The organism is Hassallia byssoidea VB512170, assembly GCF_000817785.2.
In the GTDB taxonomy this organism is placed as follows: domain Bacteria; phylum Cyanobacteriota; class Cyanobacteriia; order Cyanobacteriales; family Nostocaceae; genus Hassallia; species Hassallia carrinoi.
Genome location: NZ_JTCM02000009.1, coordinates 54333 through 79434 on the forward strand (window position 1 = coordinate 54333; position 25102 = coordinate 79434).

Annotated in this window: 23 protein-coding genes; 16 read left to right on the forward strand and 7 right to left on the reverse strand. The window is 39.9% G+C overall.

All coding sequences use genetic code 11. The features are described 5' to 3' along the window. Positions 1 to 43 precede the first annotated feature (43 nt). From PI95_RS06870 to PI95_RS06885, 4 genes are all read left to right on the forward strand, one after another. Positions 44 to 475 carry a response regulator gene (locus PI95_RS06870; protein ID WP_039737804.1) on the forward strand — a complete coding sequence of 144 codons (432 nt, stop codon included), beginning with the start codon at positions 44 to 46 and terminating at the stop codon, positions 473 to 475. Positions 476 to 643: 168 nt separating this feature from the next. Then, complete coding sequence (locus PI95_RS06875) at positions 644 to 1981, forward strand: hybrid sensor histidine kinase/response regulator (RefSeq protein WP_039737805.1); 1338 nt, start codon at positions 644 to 646, stop codon at positions 1979 to 1981. 26 nt (positions 1982 to 2007) lie between these two features. Next, positions 2008 to 3141, forward strand: a complete 1134-nt coding sequence (locus tag PI95_RS06880) for an ATP-binding response regulator (protein ID WP_039737807.1) — start codon at positions 2008 to 2010, stop codon at positions 3139 to 3141. 260 nt (positions 3142 to 3401) lie between these two features. Further along, the gene (locus tag PI95_RS06885) at positions 3402 to 3839 is read left to right on the forward strand and encodes a Na-translocating system protein MpsC family protein (protein WP_039737809.1); all 438 of its coding nucleotides are present in this window, start codon (positions 3402 to 3404) and stop codon (positions 3837 to 3839) included. Position 3840: 1 nt separating this feature from the next. On the opposite strand, the gene PI95_RS06890 is transcribed toward PI95_RS06885, so the two are convergent. After that, positions 3841 to 4293: a response regulator gene (locus PI95_RS06890; RefSeq protein WP_039737812.1), complete on the reverse strand. Its 453-nt coding sequence runs from the start codon at positions 4291 to 4293 to the stop codon at positions 3841 to 3843. A 716-nt stretch (positions 4294 to 5009) separates the two neighbouring features. Between PI95_RS06890 and tsf the strand changes: the two genes are divergently transcribed. The 11 genes from tsf to PI95_RS06945 all read left to right on the forward strand — a co-directional run bounded on the left by tsf (position 5010) and on the right by PI95_RS06945 (position 15641). Next, positions 5010 to 5615, forward strand: coding sequence for a translation elongation factor Ts (gene tsf / locus PI95_RS06895; protein WP_039737814.1), 606 nt, complete (start codon positions 5010 to 5012; stop codon positions 5613 to 5615). 60 nt (positions 5616 to 5675) lie between these two features. After that, a complete protein-coding gene (locus PI95_RS06900) occupies positions 5676 to 6668 on the forward strand; it encodes an RNA ligase (ATP) (protein ID WP_039737817.1) in 993 nt (330 codons plus the stop codon). A gap of 372 nt (positions 6669 to 7040) precedes the next feature. Beyond that, the gene (locus PI95_RS06905; protein ID WP_039737819.1) at positions 7041 to 8243 is read left to right on the forward strand and encodes an AAA family ATPase; all 1203 of its coding nucleotides are present in this window, start codon (positions 7041 to 7043) and stop codon (positions 8241 to 8243) included. A 38-nt stretch (positions 8244 to 8281) separates the two neighbouring features. Then, a complete protein-coding gene (locus PI95_RS06910) occupies positions 8282 to 9991 on the forward strand; it encodes a serine hydrolase (RefSeq protein ID WP_163518675.1) in 1710 nt (569 codons plus the stop codon). Positions 9992 to 10148: 157 nt separating this feature from the next. Next, positions 10149 to 11360, forward strand: a complete 1212-nt coding sequence (locus tag PI95_RS06915) for an AAA family ATPase (RefSeq protein ID WP_039737821.1) — start codon at positions 10149 to 10151, stop codon at positions 11358 to 11360. Positions 11361 to 11376: 16 nt separating this feature from the next. Then, a complete protein-coding gene (locus PI95_RS06920; RefSeq protein WP_039737822.1) occupies positions 11377 to 12219 on the forward strand; it encodes a GNAT family N-acetyltransferase in 843 nt (280 codons plus the stop codon). Positions 12220 to 12254: 35 nt separating this feature from the next. Then, complete coding sequence (locus PI95_RS06925) at positions 12255 to 13115, forward strand: GNAT family N-acetyltransferase (protein WP_039737824.1); 861 nt, start codon at positions 12255 to 12257, stop codon at positions 13113 to 13115. Next, positions 13102 to 14076, forward strand: a complete 975-nt coding sequence (locus tag PI95_RS06930; RefSeq protein ID WP_039738321.1) for a threo-3-hydroxy-L-aspartate ammonia-lyase — start codon at positions 13102 to 13104, stop codon at positions 14074 to 14076. Before PI95_RS06925 ends, PI95_RS06930 begins: the two co-directional genes overlap by 14 nt. Before the next feature lie 4 nt (positions 14077 to 14080). Beyond that, positions 14081 to 14602, forward strand: coding sequence for an SH3 domain-containing protein (locus tag PI95_RS06935; protein ID WP_052324666.1), 522 nt, complete (start codon positions 14081 to 14083; stop codon positions 14600 to 14602). Positions 14603 to 14773: 171 nt separating this feature from the next. Then, complete coding sequence (locus tag PI95_RS06940; protein WP_039737827.1) at positions 14774 to 15067, forward strand: antibiotic biosynthesis monooxygenase family protein; 294 nt, start codon at positions 14774 to 14776, stop codon at positions 15065 to 15067. Positions 15068 to 15086: 19 nt separating this feature from the next. After that, positions 15087 to 15641, forward strand: a complete 555-nt coding sequence (locus PI95_RS06945; RefSeq protein ID WP_039737830.1) for an RNA 2'-phosphotransferase — start codon at positions 15087 to 15089, stop codon at positions 15639 to 15641. Positions 15642 to 15858: 217 nt separating this feature from the next. Here PI95_RS06945 and PI95_RS06950 read toward each other — a convergent pair whose 3' ends face one another. From PI95_RS06950 to modA (PI95_RS06975), 6 genes are all read right to left on the reverse strand, one after another. Further along, positions 15859 to 16665 (reverse strand): hypothetical protein, encoded by an 807-nt coding sequence (locus PI95_RS06950; RefSeq protein ID WP_039738322.1) that lies wholly within the window; start codon positions 16663 to 16665, stop codon positions 15859 to 15861. A 65-nt stretch (positions 16666 to 16730) separates the two neighbouring features. Further along, on the reverse strand, positions 16731 to 17672 hold the full coding sequence (locus PI95_RS06955; protein WP_039737833.1) for an extracellular solute-binding protein: 942 nt from the start codon (positions 17670 to 17672) through the stop codon (positions 16731 to 16733). A gap of 253 nt (positions 17673 to 17925) precedes the next feature. Further along, positions 17926 to 18687, reverse strand: coding sequence for a Crp/Fnr family transcriptional regulator (locus tag PI95_RS06960; RefSeq protein ID WP_236116961.1), 762 nt, complete (start codon positions 18685 to 18687; stop codon positions 17926 to 17928). A 129-nt stretch (positions 18688 to 18816) separates the two neighbouring features. Then, complete coding sequence (modB, locus tag PI95_RS06965; protein ID WP_163518676.1) at positions 18817 to 20721, reverse strand: molybdate ABC transporter permease subunit; 1905 nt, start codon at positions 20719 to 20721, stop codon at positions 18817 to 18819. Positions 20722 to 20757: 36 nt separating this feature from the next. Beyond that, positions 20758 to 21576, reverse strand: a complete 819-nt coding sequence (modA, locus tag PI95_RS06970; protein WP_039737835.1) for a molybdate ABC transporter substrate-binding protein — start codon at positions 21574 to 21576, stop codon at positions 20758 to 20760. 438 nt (positions 21577 to 22014) lie between these two features. Continuing rightward, complete coding sequence (gene modA / locus PI95_RS06975; protein ID WP_039738325.1) at positions 22015 to 22788, reverse strand: molybdate ABC transporter substrate-binding protein; 774 nt, start codon at positions 22786 to 22788, stop codon at positions 22015 to 22017. 265 nt (positions 22789 to 23053) lie between these two features. Between modA (PI95_RS06975) and PI95_RS06980 the strand changes: the two genes are divergently transcribed. Next, entirely contained in the window at positions 23054 to 24958 is a 1905-nt protein-coding gene (locus PI95_RS06980; RefSeq protein ID WP_039737836.1) for an iron uptake porin, read from the forward strand. The last annotated feature ends 144 nt before the right edge of the window (positions 24959 to 25102 follow it).

The window sequence follows — 25102 nt, forward strand, 5'->3', positions numbered from 1 at the left end:
ACTAAAGTATAATTTCTGACCTTGCTAATTTATATCCAAGGAAATGCCAGAAAACGTGATTAATATACTACTAGTGGAGGATGACGAAGTTGATGTAATGAATGTGCAGCGGGCATTCAAAAAAATTAATATCACTAACCCAGTTTACGTGGCGACAAATGGAATAGAAGCGCTCTCGATGCTACGAAGCAGTAACGGTGAACCACCGCAAGTCCCCGCTGCGCGACGCTTAATTTTATTGGATTTGAATATGCCGAAAATGGGCGGAATTGAATTTTTAGTTGAATTACGCTCTGACCCGGAATTGAAACCAACTCCAGTAGTTGTGATGACAACTTCCAACCAGGATCAAGATAGAGTGGAAGCATACAATTTAAATGTAGCTGGGTATATACTTAAACCTGTAACGTTTGGTAATTTTGTCGAATTAATGGCAACACTCAATAAATATTGGACATTATGTGAAATGCCATAAAAAAAATTACCATTAGGTAGATTTTGGATTTAAGATTGGTTAAAAGTTAACAGTTATCAGTTTCTGCCAATGCAAAAATTTAAAATATAAAAGATAAAATTCCCGTGATGGATTTGAAAAGAGAAATGTTATACATGAACCTTTATTTGAAAGCGATAACTCAAGCCGATGGAAGAAACGCTCTCAATTTTGCTAGTAGACGATGACATAGTGGATCGCATGGCTGTGCGTCGCGCTTTGACAAAAGCAGGTGTGCGGATGGAACTGTCGGAAGTAGAAGACTGTGAAAGTGCGTTAGCGAAGCTTACCGGAGGTATCGCTGCTTTAAACGATAATAGCTATGACTGCGTTTTCCTCGACTATCGTCTACCAGACCAAGATGGCTTAACGCTGATCCAAAGAATACGAAAAGCAAAAATCAAAGTTCCCTTAGTAGTTCTCACAGCTCAAGGAGATGAGCAAATCGCTGTGGAACTGATGAAAGCTGGTGCTACAGATTATCTGTCTAAGTGTAGAGTATCCCCTGAAACGTTGGCGCAAGTTCTGCGAAATGCCATCCGGGTTTATCGCGCAGAAATGCAGGTAGCCTTGGCAGACAGACAGATCCGCGAAACTAACGAGGAACTGATTCGCAAAAACTATGAACTGGAAAAACAACGCCAACAAATTCAGTTACAAAACCTAAAGTTATTAGAAGCATCGCGGCTGAAAACTCAGTTTTTAGCCACAATATCTCATGAATTGCGGACACCCCTAAATGCCATCATCGGGTTTTCGCAATTATTGCTGCGTCCCAAGGCTGGGGAACTTACGCTTGGGCAAAAAGATATGGTGCAGCGAATCTTAAATAATGGTAAAAATTTACTGGTGCTGCTGAACGAAGTTCTCGATTTTTCCCATTTAGAAGCTGGAGGGATACAGTTAAAGCCAGGAATCTTTGATTTATCAAAGATAGTTAATGCCACAGTCGCAGAAATGCGTTCTCTCGCAGAAGCCAAAAAACTAACGGTGCTGGTTCAAAATCAGTTGCAAAACCCGATGGTATTTAATGACTGTTTGCGCGTGCGACAAATTATCACGAATTTGCTTTCAAATGCGATTAAATTTACAGAATCTGGCAATATTTGGATCGATATTAAAGAAATAGGACAAAATCAAATAGCGATCGCCATTCGCGATACAGGTATTGGTATCGCTGCCGAAGATTTAAATCATATTTTTGAAGCATTTCGGCAAGTCGATCAATCCACCACTCGCAAATATCCCGGCACAGGTCTGGGTTTGGCAATTATAGATTCGCTGGTGCAAATGATGGACGGCAAAATCATTATTGAAAGTCAGTTGGGTCATGGTTCAATGTTTCGCATTGAAATACCACGTCAAATATCATTATTGAACAAAGACGAAAATCCCACAGAACCGAGATTAAATAGTCAAAATAACCAAAATTACCAGTATCCTCCGCAAAACGAAACTTCGCTGAGATACCGAAACCAAAAACTCTAAAATTCCTTTAAAAAAGCCGATAAGTCATGTCTGTTGTTGAAACTTTAAAAATTGACCGTATTCTCGCTGTTGATGATACTCCAGATAATCTCATCCTCGTTCAGACGATTTTAGAAAGTGAAGGATTTGAGATGGATTTAGTCGCAGATGGGATGACTGCTTTGCAGCAAATTACAGAATCACCACCAGATTTGATTTTGCTCGATGTGATGATGCCGGGAATAGATGGATATGAAGTCACACGACGCATACGTAGTAACACGGGATTGCCTTATATTCCGATTCTGCTAATTACAGCTTTTACAGAATCTAGCGTTGTTGAAGGTTTGGATGCGGGAGCGGATGATTTTATTAGAAAACCATTTGATACAGATGAGCTACTGGCAAGAGTGCGATCGCTTCTACGTCTAAAACACAGTCTTGACGAACAACAAAAAATGGCACGTCAGCGAGAAGACTTTGTTTCGCGGATGACGCATGATTTGCGAACTCCGTTAGTAGCATCGGATCGAATGTTGAATTTATTTCAACAAGAGATTTTCTGCAAGATTTCCCCAGAAATGAAACAAGCGATCGCTGTGATGATTCGCAGCAACCATAACTTGACGCAGATGGTGAACAATCTGCTAGAAGTTTATCGGATTGAGGCTGGTAAAAAGACCTTGAATTCCGAAATTTGCAATTTACCAGAAATGCTAACTGAAGTAGTTGAAGAATTAAATCCAATTGCTAACGATAAAGGCTTAACTTTAAAAATAGATACTAGCGCTTTGGAAAAAGTCAGTGAAAATGCTGGTATAGTTACAGGCGATCGCTTAGAATTGCGGCGCGTTTTCAGCAACTTAATCGGTAACGCCATCAAGTTTACAGATTCAGGAGGGATAGAAACTCGCATTTTTGAATCCGCACAGAATAACGGTAAAAATTTGGTAACAATTGAAATAGAAGATACCGGCTATGGGATAGCTGCCGAAGACCAAACAACAATTTTCGAGCGCTTTCGACAAGGTAGAAATAAACGCGCCGGTAGCGGTTTGGGACTGCATTTATCCCGTCTGATTGTCGAAGCACATGGGGGAACGATTGAGCTTTTCTCTGAAGTAGGTAAGGGTAGTGTATTTACTGTGCGCTTACCAAAGCAAAGTCAATTGAGCAATTAGCCATTAGCTATATCTAAAATTACCAATCGAATAAACCAGGAGACGGATAAAAAACGAGTGAGAAATACTACATTTGGATGCTGACTTTTGGCAGTGGCTATTACTATAATGACGACAGTTGCAACTGAAGTTCTCAATTTAATTACATCGTAAGAGTCCACTACTGCTGATAACTCAGAAAGTAATCAATAATTAATAAAAGTAGATTACAATACTTTTTGGCTTAACGGTAGTTGTCTAAATCTACAGTAAAACAACACATGACGACAACATCAACCCCAACCCGCGGACAAATTCAAAGAACACTCGCGCAGCGTATCCAAGCTTTGTACCGTGACCAACTAGGACATCAGCCGAGTAAAGTTACCTGTCAATTATCCGATAGCAATCTTACCATCATCCTGGAAAATTCCATCACTCAACCAGAGCAGTTACTAGCGCAAACCGGTCGAATTGAACTTGCAGAACAAGTACGAGCTGATTTAGATGAAGCAATTCAACCTCAACTCAAAACAGTAATTGAAGATATATTAAATGTCCAGGTAGTTGAACTACTTAGCGATGCCACACTAGAGACAGGACGCACAGGAATTATAGCTTTACTCACCGATACCCCAAATATTCGCAATTCCCCTTTAGCTTCCAAGACTAAAAAAAAGACAACAGATAAAAGCGATAGTGACACATCTGGCGAATAAACTATTGCTGTAGGTCAAAACAAAATTCCGGATTTAGCTTTTTACCCAAGACTTTGCAAATCAGCGCTTCTAGGTCTTCAATCATGTAAGGCTTGCTGATATAATCATCAAAGCCTGCCATGAGGATGCGTTCTCGTTCCTCCGGGCTTGCTAAAGCTGTAACTGCTATCACCGGAATTTTACAAGTTAGCGGTTCATTTTTCAGATAATGTACTACATCGATACCACTCAAACCAGGTAACAAAATATCCATCAGTATCAAGTCTGGTTGATACTCTTTGGCTATAAGTAGCGTTGAAGAACTGTCTGTTTGACAAATGAGTTTACAACCAAGTGACTCCAGGGTATAGCTAATCAGCATTAAATTATCATCGTTGTCTTCCACCGCCAAAACCAAAGGCTGCGGATAGTTGGGCTTCTTTTCTTCACTAATGAAAGAACGTGCCAAATCCATATCTTCTCCAGAAGATGATATTGAACATCGTAGTTATAACAGACAACAGCGGAGGCATCAAGAGAGCGGTTCTAAAACGCTCATTCAAGACTGGCTCTTGTTTCGACCTTCAAAGTTGATAATCTTTGCTCACTCAACACATCCACGAGGAAAGAATATATCTAACTGACAAAGCGATCGGACACTTCTTGATTATATGAGATAAATGTAAAGAATGATAGCACTCAGGTGAGAAAACGTTAATAAATTTAATTATAATTTTACATTATACCACTTTATTACATTTTTATCAAAGAAAATTAACCTACTTTGTAGTCAGGACTGAAGTCCTTATTTCTTCTTTGCTGCGATACCAGCTTGTAAAAATTACCATCCACCCCCTTGACAATTGTGTAGTATAAATGTAGTATAAAGATAGCGATAAACAAAAGCATCATATATTTCTAAGTTAGACAAAAGCCACATAACTGGTAAGCGATCGCAGATATAAGGAAATTTCCGAAAAACTGGGTAAAGAAAACCTTTATCCTTGTGCTTGGTGAATGTTCCTTTCTAAAAATGCTGTCGTAATAGTGCCAGATATGATAACAGTATAGGCAAATACTATTTTTATAAATTAAAGCTGTACTGACCAAATTGGCAGTTATCGCTGCACCGCAATTAAAGAATAAAAAAAATTTGACTTATTCTACTTGCGTCTTTAAATAGGAGGCAAAATCATGGAAATATCTGCAAAACTTGTCAAAGAACTGCGGGAAAAAACTGGCGCGGGGATGATGAGTTGTAAAAAAGCGCTGACAGAATGTAATGGTGATATGAATCAAGCGATCGCCTGGTTGCGGCAAAAAAGTATGATATCTACTATCACAAATCGCATTGCAGCAGAAGGACTGATTGAAAGCTACATTCACACTGGTGGTAAAGTCGGTGTGCTGGTAGAAGTGAATTGCGAAACTGATTTTGTTAGTCGCAGTCTGGAATTTCAAATCTTGGCAAAAAACATCGCCATGCAAATTGCGGCTTGTCCAAATATTGAGTACGTGAACATAACAGATATTCCCGTTGAAGTTGTCGATAAAGAAAAAAAAATCGAAATGGGACGGGATGACTTGGCTAATAAACCAGAAAATATCAAAGCCAAAATTATTCAAGGACGGATTGAAAAACGTCTCAAAGAAATGTCTTTGATGAATCAGCCTTATATCCGTGACCAAAATATCACGGTAGAAGAACTGGTGAAACAATCTATATCTAAGTTTGGTGAAAATATCCAAGTTTGTCGTTTTGTTCGCTTTCTGCTAGGCGAAAAAATTGAAAAGTAATACTGCGATGATTTAGTAGGGTGGGATTTTCTCACTCTGCTTTCAACCATGAGGTGAACCATGAGCATATTTAAAGTTGAAGTAGTCAAAATAAGCAGCGTTAATCCTCACCCCAATGCTGATAGGCTAGATATTGCTGTGGTTGAAAATATGGCGTATCAAGTTATCACCGCCAAAGGTAACTTGAAGATTGGAGATTTAGCATTTTACTTTCCGATTGATAGCGTAATTCCAGAGCGTTTTATCGATGAATTTGGCATTCGCAACTACTACTCTAAAAAACTGCGTGCGGCTAAATTGCGAGGAATTTTTTCGGAAGGTTTGCTGATTCCAGTAGGTGAGAACTTTACAGTTAACGTTGGAGATGATTACACCGAGTATTTTGGTGTAACTAAATACGAATACCCAATTCCTCGCGGAATGAGTGGGGAAATGGAAAACCATATTGGACACTATAAATTCCCCAGTCCAGAGAATTTAAAGCGTTACAAAGATGTGTTGATAGAAGGTGAAGAAGTAGTAGTCACAGAAAAGCTACACGGAACTAACTTCACCGTCTTAGTTGATGCTGAAGGCATCATAAAAATTGGCAGTCACAATTACTTTTGGAAAAACAGCGAAGCGAATAAAACTCTAGTTTACATCAGAGCATACAACGAAAATGAAGCTTTGCAGAAATTACCGCCAAATACTCAAGTTTTTGGGGAAATCTACGGCGTACAAGATATTAAATATGGCTTGAATAATGGCAAAATTAAAATTGCTTTATTTGCTGTACGTCGTGATGGAAAATTCCTAAATTACAATGAGTTTGTGGATTTTTGTGAAGAATTTAATCTACCGCGAGTGCCTTTACTTTATATTGGTGCTTACAGTTGGCAGGCGGTGTCTCAGTTCAATAATGCTGATAGTGTCACAAGTCCAACTTGCATGATGGAAGGTGTTGTTGTACAACCAATAGTTGAGAGAACGCATCCGGAAATAGGTAGAGTAGTGCTGAAATTGATAAGCGATCGCTATCTACTTCGTCAAGATGGAACTGAACTACATTAATAATAAATAGCAGGTTAATATCGCTTAAAGAATCACTATAATTAGAAAGTGATAAACTATAACTTGGCGATATACCTGTGCTGTTGTAATTACAAATCAAGAAAAATCACTTAAAATTGAACTGCTTGCGTGCCATAATAGTCGCGCATCTTACATAGAGAAGCGAGTCAGCACCCAAAACCTGCAAGGTAAGCTTAGAAGTAGCTATCCTTGTTGATCATTTGTGTACAAACTCCCCAGCGGAGTTTTTTCTTCTGTGATGGACAATCAAAGTGGCAACTTGCACGTAAGTAGTTTACAGTACAATAAAACTTTTTTCCCATCTCCTACATTACAACAGAACAACTCAACCACTGCCGCACAACTGAAAATATGGATTTTGATTATTTTAGACACAATGAAGGCACTCCAACAAATAACAATCGTCAAAGCTTACTTGCTAGCGGTTGGCGCCCGTTTAACCGAGAGTTTGACTGGGGCTTTTTGTGGCATTTGTTGCATACCGACGCAGGGGAATTAACTCAAAAAAGTTTGAATTTAGCAAGTAATATTGCTGATAATTTGGGACGGACTAATTATGCTTGGTGGGCTAATATATTAAATGTTGTTTCTGATAATACGCGCTACGAAATAGAAAAACTTTGGAATTACATCACACCTGAACCTAACTCACCAGATCATCGCTATAAAGATATTTTAAGTACAGAAACGCCGATTGTTCAATTTGTGAGCCGCAACAGTATTCCGATTGATTACGTTCTGAATAGACTTCAAGAAATTACTGTATTAAGAGTTTTAGAATTATTAGGTCGTCCGGATATTATTACTCAATATTATTTAGAACGAGATTTTTATTTTCCGGTGGAACGATTTTCTAACTGGGAACGCTTAGATGTGATAAATACAGTTTATGCTTACTGGTCTAAGTATGACGTTTGGCTGCAAATTGACCCTTACGATCGCGGAAGACGCCAATATACTTTAATGGCAAGAAAATTAACGCCATTAATTAACAAAGCAACTTATGATTTGGCAATGATGCTGAGTGGATATCAAAGTCGTGTGGGTAAGGTTCACAGTCAATTTCCGATTCGCACTTTTCCAGAAGATATCCAAAGTTTTACAGATTCAGTACAGCAAGCGGTTCTCAATCAAAAGCAGCTAGCAGTTTTAGTACATGGTGAACCGGGTACAGGTAAAACCGCATGGACGCAAGCTGTAGCTAAAGAAATTCTTGTGCCTTTAGGATATGTGATTTTTATTTTAGATCACGATGCGATCGCTAACTTTGTCCCACCCACATACTTAGAAAGAATCTGTATTATTATCAACGAAGCTGATAATTTAGCACAAGACCGTGCCAGCGAAGTCGCGCAATACAATAATAAAACCGAACACATTCTCAGCTTGCTGGATGGCACATTATACCAAAGTGTAATTGATGAATCTGGTATTCAAATGCAACAGCGTTTGGTCATTTTGATGACTTGCAACACAACTGAAAGATTAGACCCCGCAATGTTACGTAAAGGAAGAATAGATTTAATGTATAAGTTTGAGCAAAAATTTGTGTAAAAGATAATTTATTGTGAATTTTTTAGGGAGAGTAACTCATGCAAAGTCTTAGTGAATTCATTAACAAGACGATGCAACAGTGGAAAGTGCCTGGACTGGCAATCGCGATCGTTAAAGATAACGAAATAATTTTTTGTGAAGGCTTTGGAAAGCGAGATGTAGAACAAGACTTAAAAGTAACTCCGAAAACTCTCTTTGCGATCGCATCTTGCACCAAAGCTTTTACCACAATGACGATGGGCATCTTGGCAGACCGGGGAAAATTAGACTGGGATAAACCTGTCAGAAATTATTTGCCCACTTTTAAGCTTTATGACTCTTATGCAACTGAACACATTACACCTCGTGACCTGGTAACTCATCGGTCTGGTTTACCCCGTCACGACGCGATGTGGTATAAAAGTTCCTTCACCCGGCAAGAAATATTTGAGCGCTTACAATATCTCGAACCCACTCACGAGTTGCGAACTGTTTTTCAATATCAAAATTTGATGTACATGACCGCTGGGTATTTAGTTGGTCAAATTGCAGACAGTTCTTGGGAAGAATTTGTACAACAGGAAATTTTTAATTTTTTAGAAATGAGAGACAGCAATTTTTCTGTTGTGAAATCTCAGGAAACTAATGATTTTGCGCTTCCTTATCAAGAAAAAGACGACGAAGTTAAAAAAATTCCCTTTTGCAATATCGATGTCATTAGTCCAGCGGGTTCTATTAATTCTAACGTCACTGATATGGCTCAGTGGCTTTTACTCCATCTTAACCAGGGTAAGTATGGTGAGAAACAAATTATCTCCTCAACTAATCTGAGTCAGATGCACTTTCCGCAAATCGTGATTTCCCAACCACTAGAATATAATGAAATTTTCCATAATTTTTATGGGTTGGGATGGCAAGTTACCGCTTATCGGGGGCATAATTTTCTTGAACATGGGGGTAATATTGATGGATTTTCTGCCCTAACAACTTTTCTGCCTCAAAACAATATTGGTATGGTGATTTTAACTAATATGGATAAAACGCCATTACCAAGAATTGTGACTTATTATGTATGCGATCGCTTGCTCGGTCTAGAAGAGGTTCATTGGAATGAACGCATAAAAGAAAAGGTAGCCCAAACTAAAGAAGCTGCTGCAAAAGAAAAAGAACAAATCGCCTCAGAGCGTAAAACTGGAACTCAACCTTCTCATTCTCTAAAAGATTACATAGGTGATTTTGAGCATCCAGGATATGGAAAACTATCAATAGAATTTAAGGACAATCATTTAACAGCAACTTATAACTCAATTGTTTATGAACTAGAACACTATCACTATGACATTTTTCAATTAAAATCTGAGTTCGTTGATAAACCTCAAATGATATCTTTCTTTACTGATACCAAAGGCAATATTACTAACCTGAGCGTCCCCTTAGAACCTACTTTCAAAGATATCGTATTTACTCGAATGCCTGACAAGGGCATGACACAAATAAGTTTTTTGGCACAATTTGTCGGTGAATATGAATTTTCAGGGAAAATTATCAAAATTTCTCTCAAAGATAATCGCTTAGTTGCGTCACTACCTGGTCAGTCAGATTCCGAATTAGTCGGTTACAGAGAAACCGAATTTAATTTGAAAGATTTACCAAAAAATACTATTAAATTTATTCGAGATCCTAATGGGATTTTTACACAAGCATTAATTACTCAACCTAACACATTGATTACTCAGCCTAATAGTGTATTTACGGCAACAAAAAAATAATAAACTTGATGTCAACAAGTTTATTTGTAGGATGTTTTCAGGAATTCGCAAACAATATGTGTAGTAATATTTTTCTGGAATCTGTCTTAGATGTTTTGTAGTTAAACCCTAAGCATACTCATTCCCACCCCACAAATAATCAGGTGAATAAATAAACGTGAAAATCCAACAATTGATCACAGAAGCACTTAGCCTTCCTAATAATGCGATCGCTTACCATGTCAGTCAACAGTTTGCCGCGCTTTATCCCAAAAAAGCACTGGTAGAAGGTAACGATTCTACGTTTAATTTAAATAAGTACGCAGAAGCAAACTTTTGCTTTCTGCACCAGCAAACATCTATCCATAACCAGATTCTTACTGCTTGGGATGGAATGGAAAATAAAATTTACAATTATACCGAAAATGCTAACTTCGAGGTGATATGGCAAGGGCATAAAATCGACGTACTTTTAATGAGTTGGCAGGAAGGTTTTTGTAAAATTCGCTATTACTGGATTTTAGCTGAGACTAAAGAGATTGCCGAAAGCTTTTTTACTGCTGTTTGTGATTGGAACTCAGAAATTCGCGATGAAGTTTTAGTATTTGAAGATGGTTGCTGGGCAAAAAATCCCGAACTATTTCAAGCAATTCAAAGTGCAACTTTTGAGAATCTCATCTTGCATGGTACTCTCAAACAAGACATTCAAGACGACTTGACAAACTTCTTTGCATGTCGCGAAACTTACGCAGCTTATAATGTACCTTGGAAGCGAGGAATTTTGTTTATCGGTTCCCCAGGAAATGGCAAGACGCACACAGTAAAAGCATTAATTAATAAAATGCAGCAGCCTTGCTTGTACATTAAAAGCTTTAAGTCAGAGTATGATACTGATAGCGAAAACATCCGTAAAGTCTTCAAACAAGCACGACAATCTGCTCCTTGTATTTTGGTTTTAGAAGATATTGATTCTTTATTAACTGATGAAAATCGCTCTTTCTTTTTGAATGAACTTGACGGTTTCGCGTATAATGAAGGAATTGTCACTCTGGCGACAACCAATCATCCTGAAAAATTAGATTCAGCAATTCGCGATCGCCCCAGTCGTTTTGACCGCAAATATCATTTTGAACTGCCAGATATCGCAGTACGACAAGCTTACATAGAATTTTGGAACAATCGCCTGCAAACTGCAATGCGTCTATCTGAAGATGTTTTAAATCAGATAGTTGCAATGACAGATAACTTTTCTTTCGCGTACTTGAAAGAACTATTTCTCTCATCTATGATTCGCTGGATGACAACAATGGAAGCTGGAGCGATGGAGAAAATTATGATTTCTCAAGTTGCTATTTTGCGAGAACAAATGAGTAGTAATACTGGCAAATAAAATTTGGGTAATTGAAATGAAAGTCTATCGATATCAGGATGCAAATCAATTTTATGACCGGGTAAAAGATTACTTGCTGAGAGATGAAGCACTTCATAATCGGCTGCTTAGACTTTGCCACGGCTTGATTCACAATCCCGAAAGCTTCGAGGAAAAGCCACTTTTAGCAACCGTGGAAGCTGAGGGAGATATCGTTGCAGTAGCAATGAGAACACCACCTCGGAACTTGTTATTGTCCAAGATACAGGATTTTGGGGCAATAGAGGCGATCGCTCAAAATTTACACCTCACAGAAAATTCATTAGCGGAAGTCAATGCTCCTAATGCTGAGGCAAAAGCTTTTGCAGAAACTTGGCGATCGCTTACCAGTCAATCCTACGAAATAAAAATGGCGCTGCGTGCTTTTCAATTGAAACAAATTGAGAAGATTTCTCAAGCAACGGGTGAATTACGTCAAGCGACTGAGCGCGATCGCCAATTGCTTATCGATTGGTTTGAAGCCTTTGTGGTGGAAGCTTTGGGTATTGCTCGCACAAATACAGAACGCGCTGTCGATCGCCATTTACAGCGAGGTACAGCTTACCTTTGGCAGGATGAAACCCCCGTCTCAATGGCTTGTCATGTTGGGATAACGCCCAACGGTGCGGCAATTAGTCTAGTGTACACACCGCCGGAACACCGTGGCAAGGGTTACGCTAGTTCTTGTGTCGCAGCTTTGAGCCAGACTTTACTATCTCGCGGACACAAATACTGCTTTTTGTTCACCGACTTGGCAAATCCTACTTCTAACCGTATTTATCAGGCGATCGGTTATCAATCGGTAGGAGATTTGTATGATTGTTCTTTCTTTGCGGGATGATTTATTCACTTATAGGCGCAAAGGTGCAGAGTAAAATGAAAGTTCATCGGTATGAAGATGCAAGTCAATTTTATGAGCGAGTTAAAGACTACTTGCTGAGTCAAGAAGCACTTCATTTCCTGCTGCTGGGAATTAGCAACGTTTTAATTTACAACCCAAAACGTTATGGGGAAAAGCTTTATCTAACAACTGTAGAAACAGACGGAAATATTGTTGCAGTTGCGATGAGAACACCACCTCACAGGTTACTTTTATCCAAGATACAGGATTTTGCAGCGGTGGAAGCGATCGCTCAAGATTTACACCTCATTCAATCATTACCGGGAGTTACTGCTCCCATGAATGAAGCAAAAGCTTTTGCGGAAGTATGGAAAGCGCTAACTGGTCAATCTTACCAATTAATCAAAAGGCTGCGTACCTTTAAACTGGAAAAATTGCAGCCAATTTACTCAGCACAAGGTAATTTACGAATAGCGACAGAAGCAGACAAAGAACTTCTTTTGCGCTGGTATGAAACCTTTTCGCTGGAAACAGTTGGTGGTATTGAGTCATATCCAAAACGCTGGATTGAACACACTTTGCAGCAAAGTACTGCTTACATTTGGCAAGATAAAATTCCTGTCTCAATCGCTTGTCGTGGGGGATTAACGCCTAACGGTGCGAGTATTAATATGGTATATACGCCTCCAGAATACCGCAAAAAGGGTTACGCTAGTGCTTGTGTAGCGGCGTTGAGTCAGACACTATTAGATAAGGGATATAAATACTGTTTTTTGTTTACTGACTTGGCAAATCCTACATCCAATCACATATACCAAGCCATTGGTTATCAACCTGTAAATGATTGGTATGATTATTCTTTTATAGAAAATGATTCGATTGATGTCTCAGCATAATTCTATCACCATAACTGACATACAAGCTGCTGCAAAACGTCTTGATGGAATTGCCCATCGTACCCCAGTTATAACTTCCATAACTGTTAATCAACGCATCAATAGCCAAGTATTTTTCAAATGCGAAAATTTTCAACGCACTGGCTCTTTTAAATTTAGAGGTGCATATAATGCGCTGTCGCAACTATCGGAAACTCAAAAACAAAAAGGTGTGTTAACATTTTCATCCGGGAATCATGCTCAAGGAATCGCCTTAGCCGGACAATTATTAAACATTCCCACCACAATTGTAATGCCTGATGATGCACCCGCCGTCAAACAAACTGCAACACGCGGTTATGGTGCTGAGGTGATTCTATATAATCGACAGCAAACCAACAGAGAAGAATTAGCCCAAACTTTAGCACAAGAAAGAGGTTTAACACTGATTCCTCCTTACGACCATCCTGATATAATTGCCGGACAAGGTACAACAGCTTTAGAACTAATTGAAGAAGTTGGTGAATTGAACTTGCTATTAGTTTGTTGTGGGGGTGGAGGATTACTTTCCGGTTGTGCGATCGCCACCAAAGCACTTTTACCAAATTGTCAAGTAATTGGTGTAGAACCACAACTTGCCGACGATGCTACACGCTCATTTCATAGCAAAATCTTACATACTGTAAACAATCCTAATACCATTGCCGATGGTGCGCGTACTCCCAGCTTGGGTAAAATAACTTTCCCGCTAGTACTGGATTATGTTGATGATATGGTGACAGTATCGGAAGAAGCAATTCTTCGCACCATGTTCTTTTTGTGGTCACGTTTGAAAATTGTCGTTGAACCTACCGGAGTGTTAGCAACAGCAGCTTTACTTGAAAATGTGGTGACAGCATCAGAGGCAAAAATTGGTGTCATCATCAGCGGTGGAAATGTCGATTTAGTGCAAATTGGTAAACTGTTTTCAGTAGGATTTTAATCAGGTGGTGGATATTCCAAGCCTATATAAATATGTAGGTTCAGAGGAAGTACAACTTGCTGTGGCTAGTTTTGCCATAGGAAAGAAGATTCAGTCTGTAAGTGACCTTGAAAAGTGGATTTATGAAACTAAACAACAAACAAACCCTTGGGGACTGATTCCTGCGACTTTTGTTGTGGACTCAGAAGGCTATTTACGAGTTAGCGATCGCCACTCTGAACATATCGCTTGTGCTGGTGGTGAATCTGTACTTTCGGCTGGTGAGATATTTTTTAGATATGGTGACGAAGGACTAGAAGTAGCTGAAGTTACAAATCAATCAACAGGCTTTTGTCCAGAACCAGAATCTTGGAAGTACCTTGATAATGCGCTGAAATTAATTTTATTACCTCATCCTCCAGGATTTACTATCGAGTTTATTTTTCGCCGTTGTTGTGCTTGTAACCAAGTTAATCTAGTTAAGGAAAACGTATTTATATGCGCTGTTTGCGGCGAAAAACTTCCAAACATTTGGAATTTTGAATAACCTTAGTACATATTTGCACAAAGAAAGCAAAAACTCTGCGTCCCTTAGCGCTGACTCTGTGTTCCCACCGAAGCTTTGATCGGAGGAAACCTCCGCTCAAACTTCTCTCTGCGTTGAAAAACGCTCTGACGCATAGCTATACTTAATACAAAGACTTTTTTAGATAAAATCATGATTACTTTTGTGAATGTTTTCACCGTTTTACCAGAAAAGCAAGAAGATGCTTTCCTCAATATCCAAAAAGTCTACATGGATGTTGTCAAACATCAACCAGGATTTATTTCTGCCAAATTACTTGTCAGCGATGATAAGACAAGAGTCACTGCGATCGCTAACTGGGAAAGCGAAGTTGATTTGAAAGCCATGAGAGAAACTCCAGGCTTTAAGGATTTACACAATCCCCAATTTTATCAAGCCATTGTTTCTAACGATGGTCATGTATACAGTACTGTGGTAGACGTTTAGGCGCAGTTCTCACCCCAATATGGACAATTCTCGTCTGGTAAAAATCAGCAAATATCTCAGCAAACATCTACGACATCAACCAGAAAGAATTGGCATTACCCTTTCTCCTGGTGGTTGGGTTGCTGTCAATAAACTATTAGCAGCTTGCAAAAAATATCAGTTTCCTATCAGCCGCGACGAGTTGGATTTAGTCGTAGAATATAACGACAAACAACGCTTTTCTTTTGACTCTACAGGCACTCTCATTCGTGCTAACCAAGGACATAGTGTAGAAGTCGATTTGCAGCTAAAAGCTGTTGTTCCTCCTGATGTACTTTATCACGGTACGGGACACAAAGCCGTTGAATCAATTCTGCAAACCGGACTTTGTAAAATGTCACGCCATCATGTCCATCTTTCAGCAGATATTGTTACCGCGACAACTGTTGGTGCAAGGCACGGTAAACCGATAGTTTTTGCTGTAAATACTAGGGCAATGTATCAGGCAGGTTACGAGTTTTACTGTTCTGATAATAATGTTTGGTTAGTAGATAATGTACCACCATTATATCTACAAAACCTCAAAAGACTTTAGTTTTCTTAACATTTATTAGTTATCTCTTACGATAGAAGAATAAGTTCATAACTAATTGAGAAAGTAATAGCAAGATTCTTGATGGACTATAAAATGAACATTATTGCTTGGATTATTTTCGGTCTTATAGCCGGAGCGATCGCCAATCTCGGTTCGAGTACATAAAGCAGCGTTTGCCCAACCGAAAAACCTTAACTTGATAAACACATAACCGCAATTAACAGCGCTTTCTACGCAGTCCCCAAACCATGACACTACATGTCCCAATTAGAAAGAAACCAGATGATGGTTCGGGAACTTTCGTAACTACCAACGAGAGATTATCTGCATAAGCATCATTTACCCGTCCTCTTACATAATTTGCATTTAGCACCACATTGATTGACTTTGTACCCACAGGTACAACCCCTTTATTAGACTGAAAAAACAAGCCTGTCTGATTATTTCTCTGCTCTGGAGTATAAGAAATAATACTAGCTTTACCTAAAGACTTATTATCCTGACCGAGGAAACTAATATCTAATTGTGCGCTATCTAAATCTGTTGTATATCCACCCAACCAACCACTCAAGTTAAATGCACCTTTACCCTTATCAATAATAGACGCAATATCAGCTACATTGATTAATTGCGAAGCACTAGAAGAACCTCTATCACCTCCACCATAAAAGAGATTTTTGCCGCGATTTACCGGTCCTGGAGAAGTAGCATCAGGAAGTCCACCAACGCTTACGGGTTGACCAGAAGGGGTGGTAAAATCGAAACCTTTAGCTCCATATTGCAGCACGCTGAAACTACCAGTTAAAGTCCAGCCAGGAATAGCAGGTATATTAGCTCCAACTGCATTACCGATTGGATCTCCTTGTCCTTGTTCCGCATCACCATTAACAATTAAATTTTTGTTGAGTGTGCCAGCATAAATTGGACTAGAAAGTAGCAGACTAGATGAAATTCCTGCTATCAAGGTTACACCAATCTTGACTATCAAATTCTCAAAGGTATTTTGAAGTTTTAGCTGATTCATAGATAATTTATTCTCCTTAAATAACATATTCAACAGAACACCAAATCTTTCGCGTAAAAACTTACTCAGATGTTAATCTTAACTTTGACTTGCTGCTTTTTATAAGCTACTAATTTTTTCTGCAAGGCAAAGGCAACACTCACAGCTAAGATAACTCCACCCACTCCTTGAGATTCAGGAACAGAAGTAGATTTTGCACTCGTAAACCCATACTTTAATAAAACCTTTTGTCCATCAGGTGACAGAATATATTTTGCCAATTTATCACCCTCCGGGCTAGCATTTTTGAGGACTGTTAAACCATACTTAGCTCTGACTGCTAAGTTATCTGGCAATTCCACAATTTGCAAATCTGAGGCAATATCACGGGCAGCAAGACCGCTGGTGTAGTAAGCTAAAAAGACATCTGCCTGTTGGGTTTCTTTAACAAAGTAAACCAAGCTATTTTTTCCCTCAGGAACTGTGGGAGCATTAGGATTACCACCTACCAATTGCAAAGCTTTGTTATTGAGAATGTCATAGTTACCTGGTTTAATATTGTCAGCTTTGCGGAATATCTCTTGGGCATAGTCTCCAGAAGGATCTTTTATTGGTGTTGAGGTTCCCAACTTAATCTCAGGGTTGAGCAAATAATCTAGTAAGTTGTCTGAAGTTACTGATAACCCTGGTTTAACAATTGCAACCAAACGGTTATCAATAAAGTTGACCACAGGTTGACTCAAGCCTTTATCATATAATTGCTGCGGATTACCGATATCTGCACTAGCAAAAACGTCAGCAGATGCTCCTTCGCTGAGTTCTTTTTCTATACGTTCCCGAATTGAACCAGAAGGACCAGATACTTGTGTAACAGGAATTCCATATATTTGAGTGAAATCGCTGCTGACTTCCTTAAGAGCATTGCCCAAACTGCCTGCATTGTACAAAACAGCAGCAAAAGCTTGATTGGGAAGCATGACACTACAAACGCAAGTAACCAAGGATACAGCAAAAAGATGCTTGTTCATATTTTTTGGGTAGATGTAAGCTCGTTATTAGTCAGTAAATTTTCTACAAGCCTTTTGAATCCATGAACTATCAACACTGCTCAAGTATGTTTGTGTATGAACCCTGATACATACGTGCTTTTTCGGATACACACAACTTTACCAACAATATTGGAAAAAATCAATTTATCTTACGTGTTTAATTGCCAACTTTACAAAAACTTCATGAGTGCAAAAAATCTTCATTCTCTACCGCTTAAGTTGGTAAAAGGATTTAAGTGATACAGTTTAGTCTGCCAACTTCTGCTTTCTGTGGCATAGCCAGAATTATTTTTCTTTTATGCCTTTGCAACTTTCCTTCATCTTCAAACTGCTGTAAAACGCGGGTAACTGTCACACGAGTGGTATTAAGTACATCTGCTATTTCTTGATGGGTGATAGCTAGTTCAATTAATTTTCCTTGTTCTAACTCACGACCAAATTTGTTGCTTAACCACAGCAAAAATTGCCACACACGCATAGATACCCGCTTGCAATTGATAATACACATTAGCTCCTCTACTTGCTGAATGTGCGACAACAAAGCGTCTATATTTTGATGCAAGACCTCAAAGGGAACGATACTTGCTTCTGTTGCATTCAAGCACTCTAGATGGTAAGGTCGAACTTTAGATAGCGGATACCCAACTATATCGCCAACTCCCCAATAACCTAAGGTCGTAGATTTTCCATCTTCGTCCCAGGTTGAGGCACAAACTATTCCCCGTTCTATTCTATAGAACACGCTCGGTTCTAGTGGAATAAGTTCACCACGTTCAAAAAAGTGCTGTTTTACAAGTGTAGGGGTTTCACAAAAAGTAGACAAAAATGGCACAAGCGTTCGTTTACTAGATCCACAAGTCCCCACGACCAAATCGGATGTTCGCGCTTGCGTCTTTGTTGTTTGAGCGTCTCCGACAGGAGAAGGCTGTCCATTTTTGTCCGGCATCGGACTTAGGGTAGATTTTGCCTGGATGGGTATTGCAGTTTCGAGCATTATTGCTACCAAAATTGTAGGTAATAAAAGATTTAAATGATTAATATTATTTATTCTGTAAATTTCGATACTTATTGCTCTTGACGTTTGGGAAAAACGAAGTTCCCCTTGCTCCTCTTTTTCATTCTTTTACCCTGACCCGGACATGAGAATAAGTCGCATCGAGTCTAAATGAACATACCAAGGGAAAGGTTGGTCTTTGAGCGTCGTCCATTTCTCTTTGAATACTTCGGCTTGTAAATGATAATCTTGATTATTTGTAGAAGACGAATGCAGCTTCAAAAACAACGTCATTCGGTGGGGTGTTTCGACAGTTCTTACCAACCAGCAAGGAAATGTATTTTCTTGTGATGAGTCGCCCTTAAAGGTGATATGATGGGCGCGAATACCTACAGAGGATAGCTCGTCTGGAATTGGTTCAATTACTCGTAGCGTGCAACCCCAGTCAACAGCCTCGATTTGTTCGGGTGTAAGAGTGCGACCAAACGAGAAGTTCTTGCATCCAGTTAGTTGAGCAACGCTAACTGTGGCAGGATGCTCAAAAATTTCGTATTTTGAGCCATAATGAACTGCTTGTCCTCGATCCATAACTAGCAGATTTGGACAAATTCGGTAAGCTTCTTCCAAATTGTGAGTGACAAATAAAGTAACTCCTTGGTAATCAGCTAGGGTAGCAATCATTTGCTGTTCTAACTGACTCCGCAAGTGAGTATCTAATGCTGAAAACGGTTCGTCTAAAAGTAAAGCTTCCGGTCTAGAAGCTAAAGCTCTGGCTAATGCGACTCGTTGCTGTTGACCACCGGAAAGTTGCTGTGGAAAGCGATCGCCCAATCCTTGCAATTGTACATCTATCAGTTGAGCCTCTACTTGCTGCTTCACAGATATAGAAGATAACCCCTTCGGCAAACCAAAAGCGATGTTTTGTGCTACCGTCATGTGTGGGAAAAGCGCGTAATTTTGCACTAAAAAACCAATGCGGCGATCGCGTGCTGCTAAATTAATTTTCCGTTCCGCATCAAATAACACCCTTCCATTTAAAACAATCCGCCCCGAACTCGGTGTTTCTACCCCCGCCAGACAGCGTAAAATCATACTTTTACCAGCCCCAGAACCCCCCAACAATCCCAAGGGTTCCTTGTCAGCACTGAAAGATACCTTCAACTCAAAACCAGCAAGCTTTTTCTCAATATCTACAAAAAGTCCAGAATCTGTGGAATGGGGAGTAGGGAGTAGGGAGTAGGGAGTGGGGAAAGAATTACCCCCAAGTCGTCCCCCTTGTCTTCCTTGTCCACGGACACGTTCCTCACTCCTCCACCCCCGCACGGAAGTGTCCTCCCCTTGTCCCCCCCTCCCCCCCTCTCCCCCTCTCCCCCTCTTCCCCCTTGCTTCTTGCCAAATATTCACCGCAACAATCCCAGATAACGAAGTAGCCATAATTACTAATGACCAAAGCCAAGCTTCGTTATTATCACCCGCTTCCACAGCAAAATAAATTGCTAGTGGCATAGTCTGCGTTTGTCCGGGAATATTGCCAGCTAACATTAAGGTGGCTCCAAATTCACCCAAAGCACGAGCAAAAGCCAGGATTGTTCCGGCTAAAACTCCCGGAATTGATAAAGGTAACATGATACGCCAAAATATCGTCCATTGGGAAGCACCAAGGGTTTTGGCTACTAATAGGAGGTTTTGGTCAATTTGTTCAAAAGCTCCCAGTGACGTTCTATACATCAAGGGGAAGGAAACAACTGTGGCAGCGATCGCCGCACCATACCAATTAAAAACGATGCTAAAGTTAAACTTATCCAGAAATTGCCCAGCCGGACCATATTTGCCAAAAAACATCAGTAATAAAAAGCCAACGACTGTCGGAGGCAAAATCAGCGGAGAAACGAAGATTCCCTCAATCAGCGATTTGCCTTTACCTCGGTATCCCAACATCCAATAGGCAGCGGCAATACCGACAAAAAAGGTAATAATTGTGGCAAGTAAAGAGGTTTTCAGGGATATCCACAAAGGGGTTAAATCGAGGGGCATAATTCACTTTATGGGTTTAATTATTTACATTTAGTTTTATGAACCTGTAGCCAACGTAAATCCTTGATTTTCAAATGTAGTTTTGGCTTGATTGTTAGAGACGAATTGTATAAAATCCTTGGCAGCATCAGCATTTTTGCTGCTTTTGAGAACAGCAACTGGATAAACAACACTTTTATGGGTATTTTCAGGTGCTGTTTTTACAATTTTTACCTGGGGAGAACTTTTAGCGTCTGAGAGGTAAACGATACCAGCATCAGCGTTTCCTGACTCAACATAATTGAGTGCTTGACGAACATCCTTTGCGTATACAGCTTTCGGTTTAACTGCATCCAAAATTTTCAGTGCAGTTAGAACTTGTTGGGCATATTCTCCAGCGGGAACGCTTTTAGGTTCACCCAAAGCAATTTTTTTCACACTCGGTTTTGTCAAGTCTTTGAAGTCAGTCACTTGTGTAGATTTTTGCGGAACAACCAACACCACCTGATTTTTTAACAAATCTTTGCGGGTTCCCTCTAGCAAAAGACCTTTTTTATCTAAAGCGTCCATTTGTTTGGTTGCAGCAGAAATGAATACATCAACTCCTGCACCCTGTTCAATTTGTTGTTGCAGCGCACCAGAAGAACCAAAATTGTATGTCAGCTTTACATTTGGCTTTTCCTTGGTGTAGCTTTGCTTAATTTGCTCCATCGCATCTTTTAAGCTAGCGGCTGCTGATATAGTTAAGGTTGCAGACCCAGGAGCTGCACTTTTAGTCGCGGGTGGGTTAAGCGTCGTTGTAGAATTACAACCGACGACCAGTAGCAACGATAGAAACACCCAACTGATAAAAGAAAAAATTCGTATCTTGCTCATTAGCAGCTTCTAAAAATCTTGTTATTTTCTCAATACTACCAACTAGTTTACCTACTAATTTGGCAATAAAAATTATGATTAGAGAAAATATCTAGAAATGAGAATGCCTTTTAACTCAAGGTGAATTCGACGAACCTCTCCCCGCTTTTTGCAAAGCAAAAAGCACCCCTCTCCTACATGGAGAGGGGGAAATAAAGCGCCTAGTTTGAACGAAAAATAGGGTTTCAAAGCCTCTCCCCGCTTCGGGGAGAGGAATGGAAGCGGGGTCATATTTTATTCGTCGAACTCACGTTAACTCAGGACTTACACAAAATGCGGTTGGACACTCTATTCGCTTGTAGCGGTAATTCATGAATTACCGCTACAAACGATATGTTTTGCGTAAGTTCTATAACTGTTGACAATGTGTCTTAAGAATGCAACGTGCGTATTATTGCATTAAGGCAAAAGAAAGCCGTATTTGGTGAGTATACCCTTAGCTTGCTCACCAGACAAGAACTGGACAAACTCTTTAGCAGCAGCAACGTTTTTACTGCTTTTCAGCACTGCCATCGGATAGGCAATTGGCGAATGATATTTTTCATCAGCAGCAACAACAATTTTTACCTTGTCAGAAATTTTGGCATCAGTTCTATAAACCAGACCCGCATCAGCATTACCACTTTCTACTGCTGCTAGAACTTGACGCACGTTGTTAGCATAGACGAATTTGCTTTTTACTTTCTCAAAAATGCCTAATTTCTTCAAGACTTGCTCACCGTATTGTCCTGCGGGTACGCTTCTCGGTTCGCCGATCGCAATTTTCTTTATATTACCTTGCGTCAGGTTATAAAAACTGGTAACACCAGCAACATTCTTTGGCACAACCAAAACTAAACGGTTTTTCGCTAAAACTCCACGAGTCCCCGCAACCAACTGTCCTGCTTGTTCTAATGTATCCACCTGCTTTTTCCCCGCAGAAATAAAAATATCAGCCGGCGCACCTTGCTGAATTTGTTGTAATAAAGCACCAGAAGCCCCAAAATTATAGTTGATGTTGGTTCCTGGTTTACTTTGTTGGTAAACAGTCTTAATTTCTTCCATCGCTTCTTTTAAGCTAGCGGCAGCAGAAACAAGTAAGTTACCGTTAGATGCTACCACTGTAGAGTCACTCAGCAGCGGCAAGCTGGCAACTGCTGCACCAATCAAGGTAAAAAATCGTCTTCTATTGATCATGGAAAATATGTAACCCGTGATACGGTTTTTCCCAAAAATACTGGTATAAACTATTTACCAACATTGTTTAGCGTTAGTTGAAGTATTCTATATAATTTTTCTGTGTATGTCTAGTACGTTATTACCTCAAGTTCTCAAGCAGATTAAGTAAAAAGAATTGATTTGTGATTGGGGGATGCGCTTCTATTTGCTACTTGACACTGACTTAATTGGTAGTATGATTTTACAGTATCAATTAAATTGGTATAGAGGTGTGAGGTAAATGTCTAGTTTTCTTGCGTTATCTTTGTGGATAGCTCCAATACTGTTATTTGCTAGCGTTGTTACTGCACAAACTGCATCAGCAAATTCCGTGCTAGAAGCTACTCACCAAGTGCAATTGGATACTCAACTGGCTCAGTCGCAGACAGAAGATAATCTTGTTTCGGAAACACCAATAGTACCTGTTAAGGATATTTCATCCGAACAGAATCGGCAAATCAATGACGAAAGCAATCAAGATCCATACATAATGGATCAGGTGACTTCAGTCTCGCAACTTTCGGATGTGCAACCTACAGATTGGGCATTTCAAGCTTTGCAATCATTGGTTGAACGCTACGGTTGCATTGCCGGCTATCCAAACGGCACGTTTAGAGGCAATCGGGCAATGACTCGCTATGAGTTCGCTGCTGGTTTGAATGCTTGTTTGAATCGGGTTCAAGAACTGATTGCCACAAGTACGGCTGACCTGGTTACTAAAGAAGATTTGGGAACTCTGCAAAGACTGCAACAAGAGTATGCTGATGGGTTAGCAGAACTGCGAGGACGGATAGACCCTTTAGAAGCGCGTATAGCAGTTGTGGAAAGTCAGCAATTTTCCACGACTACCAACTTGACTGGAGATGCAATCTTTAGTATTGGGGGTGTGTTTGGTGGAGACAGAGCGCTCAATTCCGACCAGTTGAATGAAATTAATAATCCTAGTATCACCGCAGCACAGAGGAATACAGCCAGAGCGAGTGCTTATGGTCCATCGGGTTCCAAGTTGCAAGATAATGCAGTTTTTAGCGATCGCGTTCGTTTAATCTTCGATTCCAGCTTCTTCGGCAAAGATCGCTTGCGAATTCTTCTCAAAGCAAATAACACCATTCCTTTTAACTCGCCAGTTACTGGCACAAACATGACTCGCTTGAGTTATGACACCACAGTTCGGCAGGAAAATACAATAGATATAGGGAAAATATTCTACAACTTTCCAGTCGGCGATAAGCTCAGTGTCACTGTTGATGCTATTGGTGGGTCGTTCTTCGATAACTTTAACACTGTTAATTCCCTGTTTGCCGCAGCACCAACAGGCGCACTCTCCCGCTTTGGTCGATTTTCACCCATCTACCGAGCAAGCAACACAGGTCTTGCTGTTGGTCTAGGTTCTGGGGTAAGTGCGGTACTCAAATTGAACGACACATTTACCTTGTCTGCGGGTTATTTGGCACGCAATGGTAATGAACCCGGTGTTAATAGAGGTTTATTTGATGGTAGTTATGGAGCTTTAACGCAATTAGCTATCCAACCAAATAAAGATGCGACTATCGCTTTAACTTACGCGCACTCTTACTTCAGCGGTGTTGTCAATGGTGTTGTAACTGGTGATGTAAACGTTTCTGGTTCTGAAGGTAGTGCTTTTGCAGCTACTCCTTTTGGTAACAATATTGCCACCTCTGCCAATCATTACGGTTTACAAACTAGCTATCGCTTTAACCCTAAATTCGTCCTTTCTGGTTGGGTTGGATATACTCAAGCAACTGCGGAAATAGCTTCAGGTAATAACCCTGCAAGAAATAATGTTAACAGAGGTGACAAAGCCGATATTTGGAACTGGGCTGTAACTCTTGGTTTCCCCGATTTGGGTAAAAAAGGCAACTTGGCTGGTATTATTTTTGGTCAACCGCCCAAAGTAACAAGTAATGACTATGGTCCGAGTACCTTCACACCTACAGCTACAAATCGAATAGTTGACCGTCGTACAGACAGCGATACTTCCTATCATTTGGAAGCGCTGTATCGCTATCAAGTTAATAGCAATCTCTCAATTACGCCAGGATTTATTATCATATTCAACCCAGAACACAATAGCAACAATGACACTATATATGAGGGAATTATCCGCTCTACATTCAGGTTTTAGATAATTCTTTCTGAATACTTGCAAGATTCGTAGTAGCTTAAGCCTATTTTCTCACTTACATCAATAAGCCTGACTCATGACTGGGGAGGGTTTTTATTGATTGTTATATCCCGGATTTAAACACAAATAAGCGACTTGCTCACG

What these genes read in the sequence shown, in the direction of transcription:
- PI95_RS06945 (WP_039737830.1), top strand. Translation starts at nt 15,087, where the DNA reads ATGGACAATTCTCGTCTGGTAAAAATCAGCAAATATCTCAGCAAACAT.
- PI95_RS06960 (WP_236116961.1), bottom strand. Translation starts at nt 18,687, where the DNA reads ATGCTCGAAACTGCAATACCCATCCAGGCAAAATCTACCCTAAGTCCG.
- PI95_RS06900 (WP_039737817.1), top strand. Translation starts at nt 5,676, where the DNA reads ATGAGCATATTTAAAGTTGAAGTAGTCAAAATAAGCAGCGTTAATCCT.
- PI95_RS06955 (WP_039737833.1), bottom strand. Translation starts at nt 17,672, where the DNA reads ATGAACAAGCATCTTTTTGCTGTATCCTTGGTTACTTGCGTTTGTAGT.
- PI95_RS06910 (WP_163518675.1), top strand. Translation starts at nt 8,282, where the DNA reads ATGCAAAGTCTTAGTGAATTCATTAACAAGACGATGCAACAGTGGAAA.
- PI95_RS06930 (WP_039738321.1), top strand. Translation starts at nt 13,102, where the DNA reads ATGTCTCAGCATAATTCTATCACCATAACTGACATACAAGCTGCTGCA.
- PI95_RS06875 (WP_039737805.1), top strand. Translation starts at nt 644, where the DNA reads ATGGAAGAAACGCTCTCAATTTTGCTAGTAGACGATGACATAGTGGAT.
- PI95_RS06950 (WP_039738322.1), bottom strand. Translation starts at nt 16,665, where the DNA reads ATGAATCAGCTAAAACTTCAAAATACCTTTGAGAATTTGATAGTCAAG.
- modA (WP_039737835.1), bottom strand. Translation starts at nt 21,576, where the DNA reads ATGAGCAAGATACGAATTTTTTCTTTTATCAGTTGGGTGTTTCTATCG.
- PI95_RS06925 (WP_039737824.1), top strand. Translation starts at nt 12,255, where the DNA reads ATGAAAGTTCATCGGTATGAAGATGCAAGTCAATTTTATGAGCGAGTT.
- modB (WP_163518676.1), bottom strand. Translation starts at nt 20,721, where the DNA reads ATGCCCCTCGATTTAACCCCTTTGTGGATATCCCTGAAAACCTCTTTA.
- PI95_RS06940 (WP_039737827.1), top strand. Translation starts at nt 14,774, where the DNA reads ATGATTACTTTTGTGAATGTTTTCACCGTTTTACCAGAAAAGCAAGAA.
- PI95_RS06920 (WP_039737822.1), top strand. Translation starts at nt 11,377, where the DNA reads ATGAAAGTCTATCGATATCAGGATGCAAATCAATTTTATGACCGGGTA.
- PI95_RS06890 (WP_039737812.1), bottom strand. Translation starts at nt 4,293, where the DNA reads ATGGATTTGGCACGTTCTTTCATTAGTGAAGAAAAGAAGCCCAACTAT.
- PI95_RS06980 (WP_039737836.1), top strand. Translation starts at nt 23,054, where the DNA reads ATGTCTAGTTTTCTTGCGTTATCTTTGTGGATAGCTCCAATACTGTTA.
- PI95_RS06885 (WP_039737809.1), top strand. Translation starts at nt 3,402, where the DNA reads ATGACGACAACATCAACCCCAACCCGCGGACAAATTCAAAGAACACTC.
- PI95_RS06870 (WP_039737804.1), top strand. Translation starts at nt 44, where the DNA reads ATGCCAGAAAACGTGATTAATATACTACTAGTGGAGGATGACGAAGTT.
- PI95_RS06880 (WP_039737807.1), top strand. Translation starts at nt 2,008, where the DNA reads ATGTCTGTTGTTGAAACTTTAAAAATTGACCGTATTCTCGCTGTTGAT.
- PI95_RS06905 (WP_039737819.1), top strand. Translation starts at nt 7,041, where the DNA reads ATGGATTTTGATTATTTTAGACACAATGAAGGCACTCCAACAAATAAC.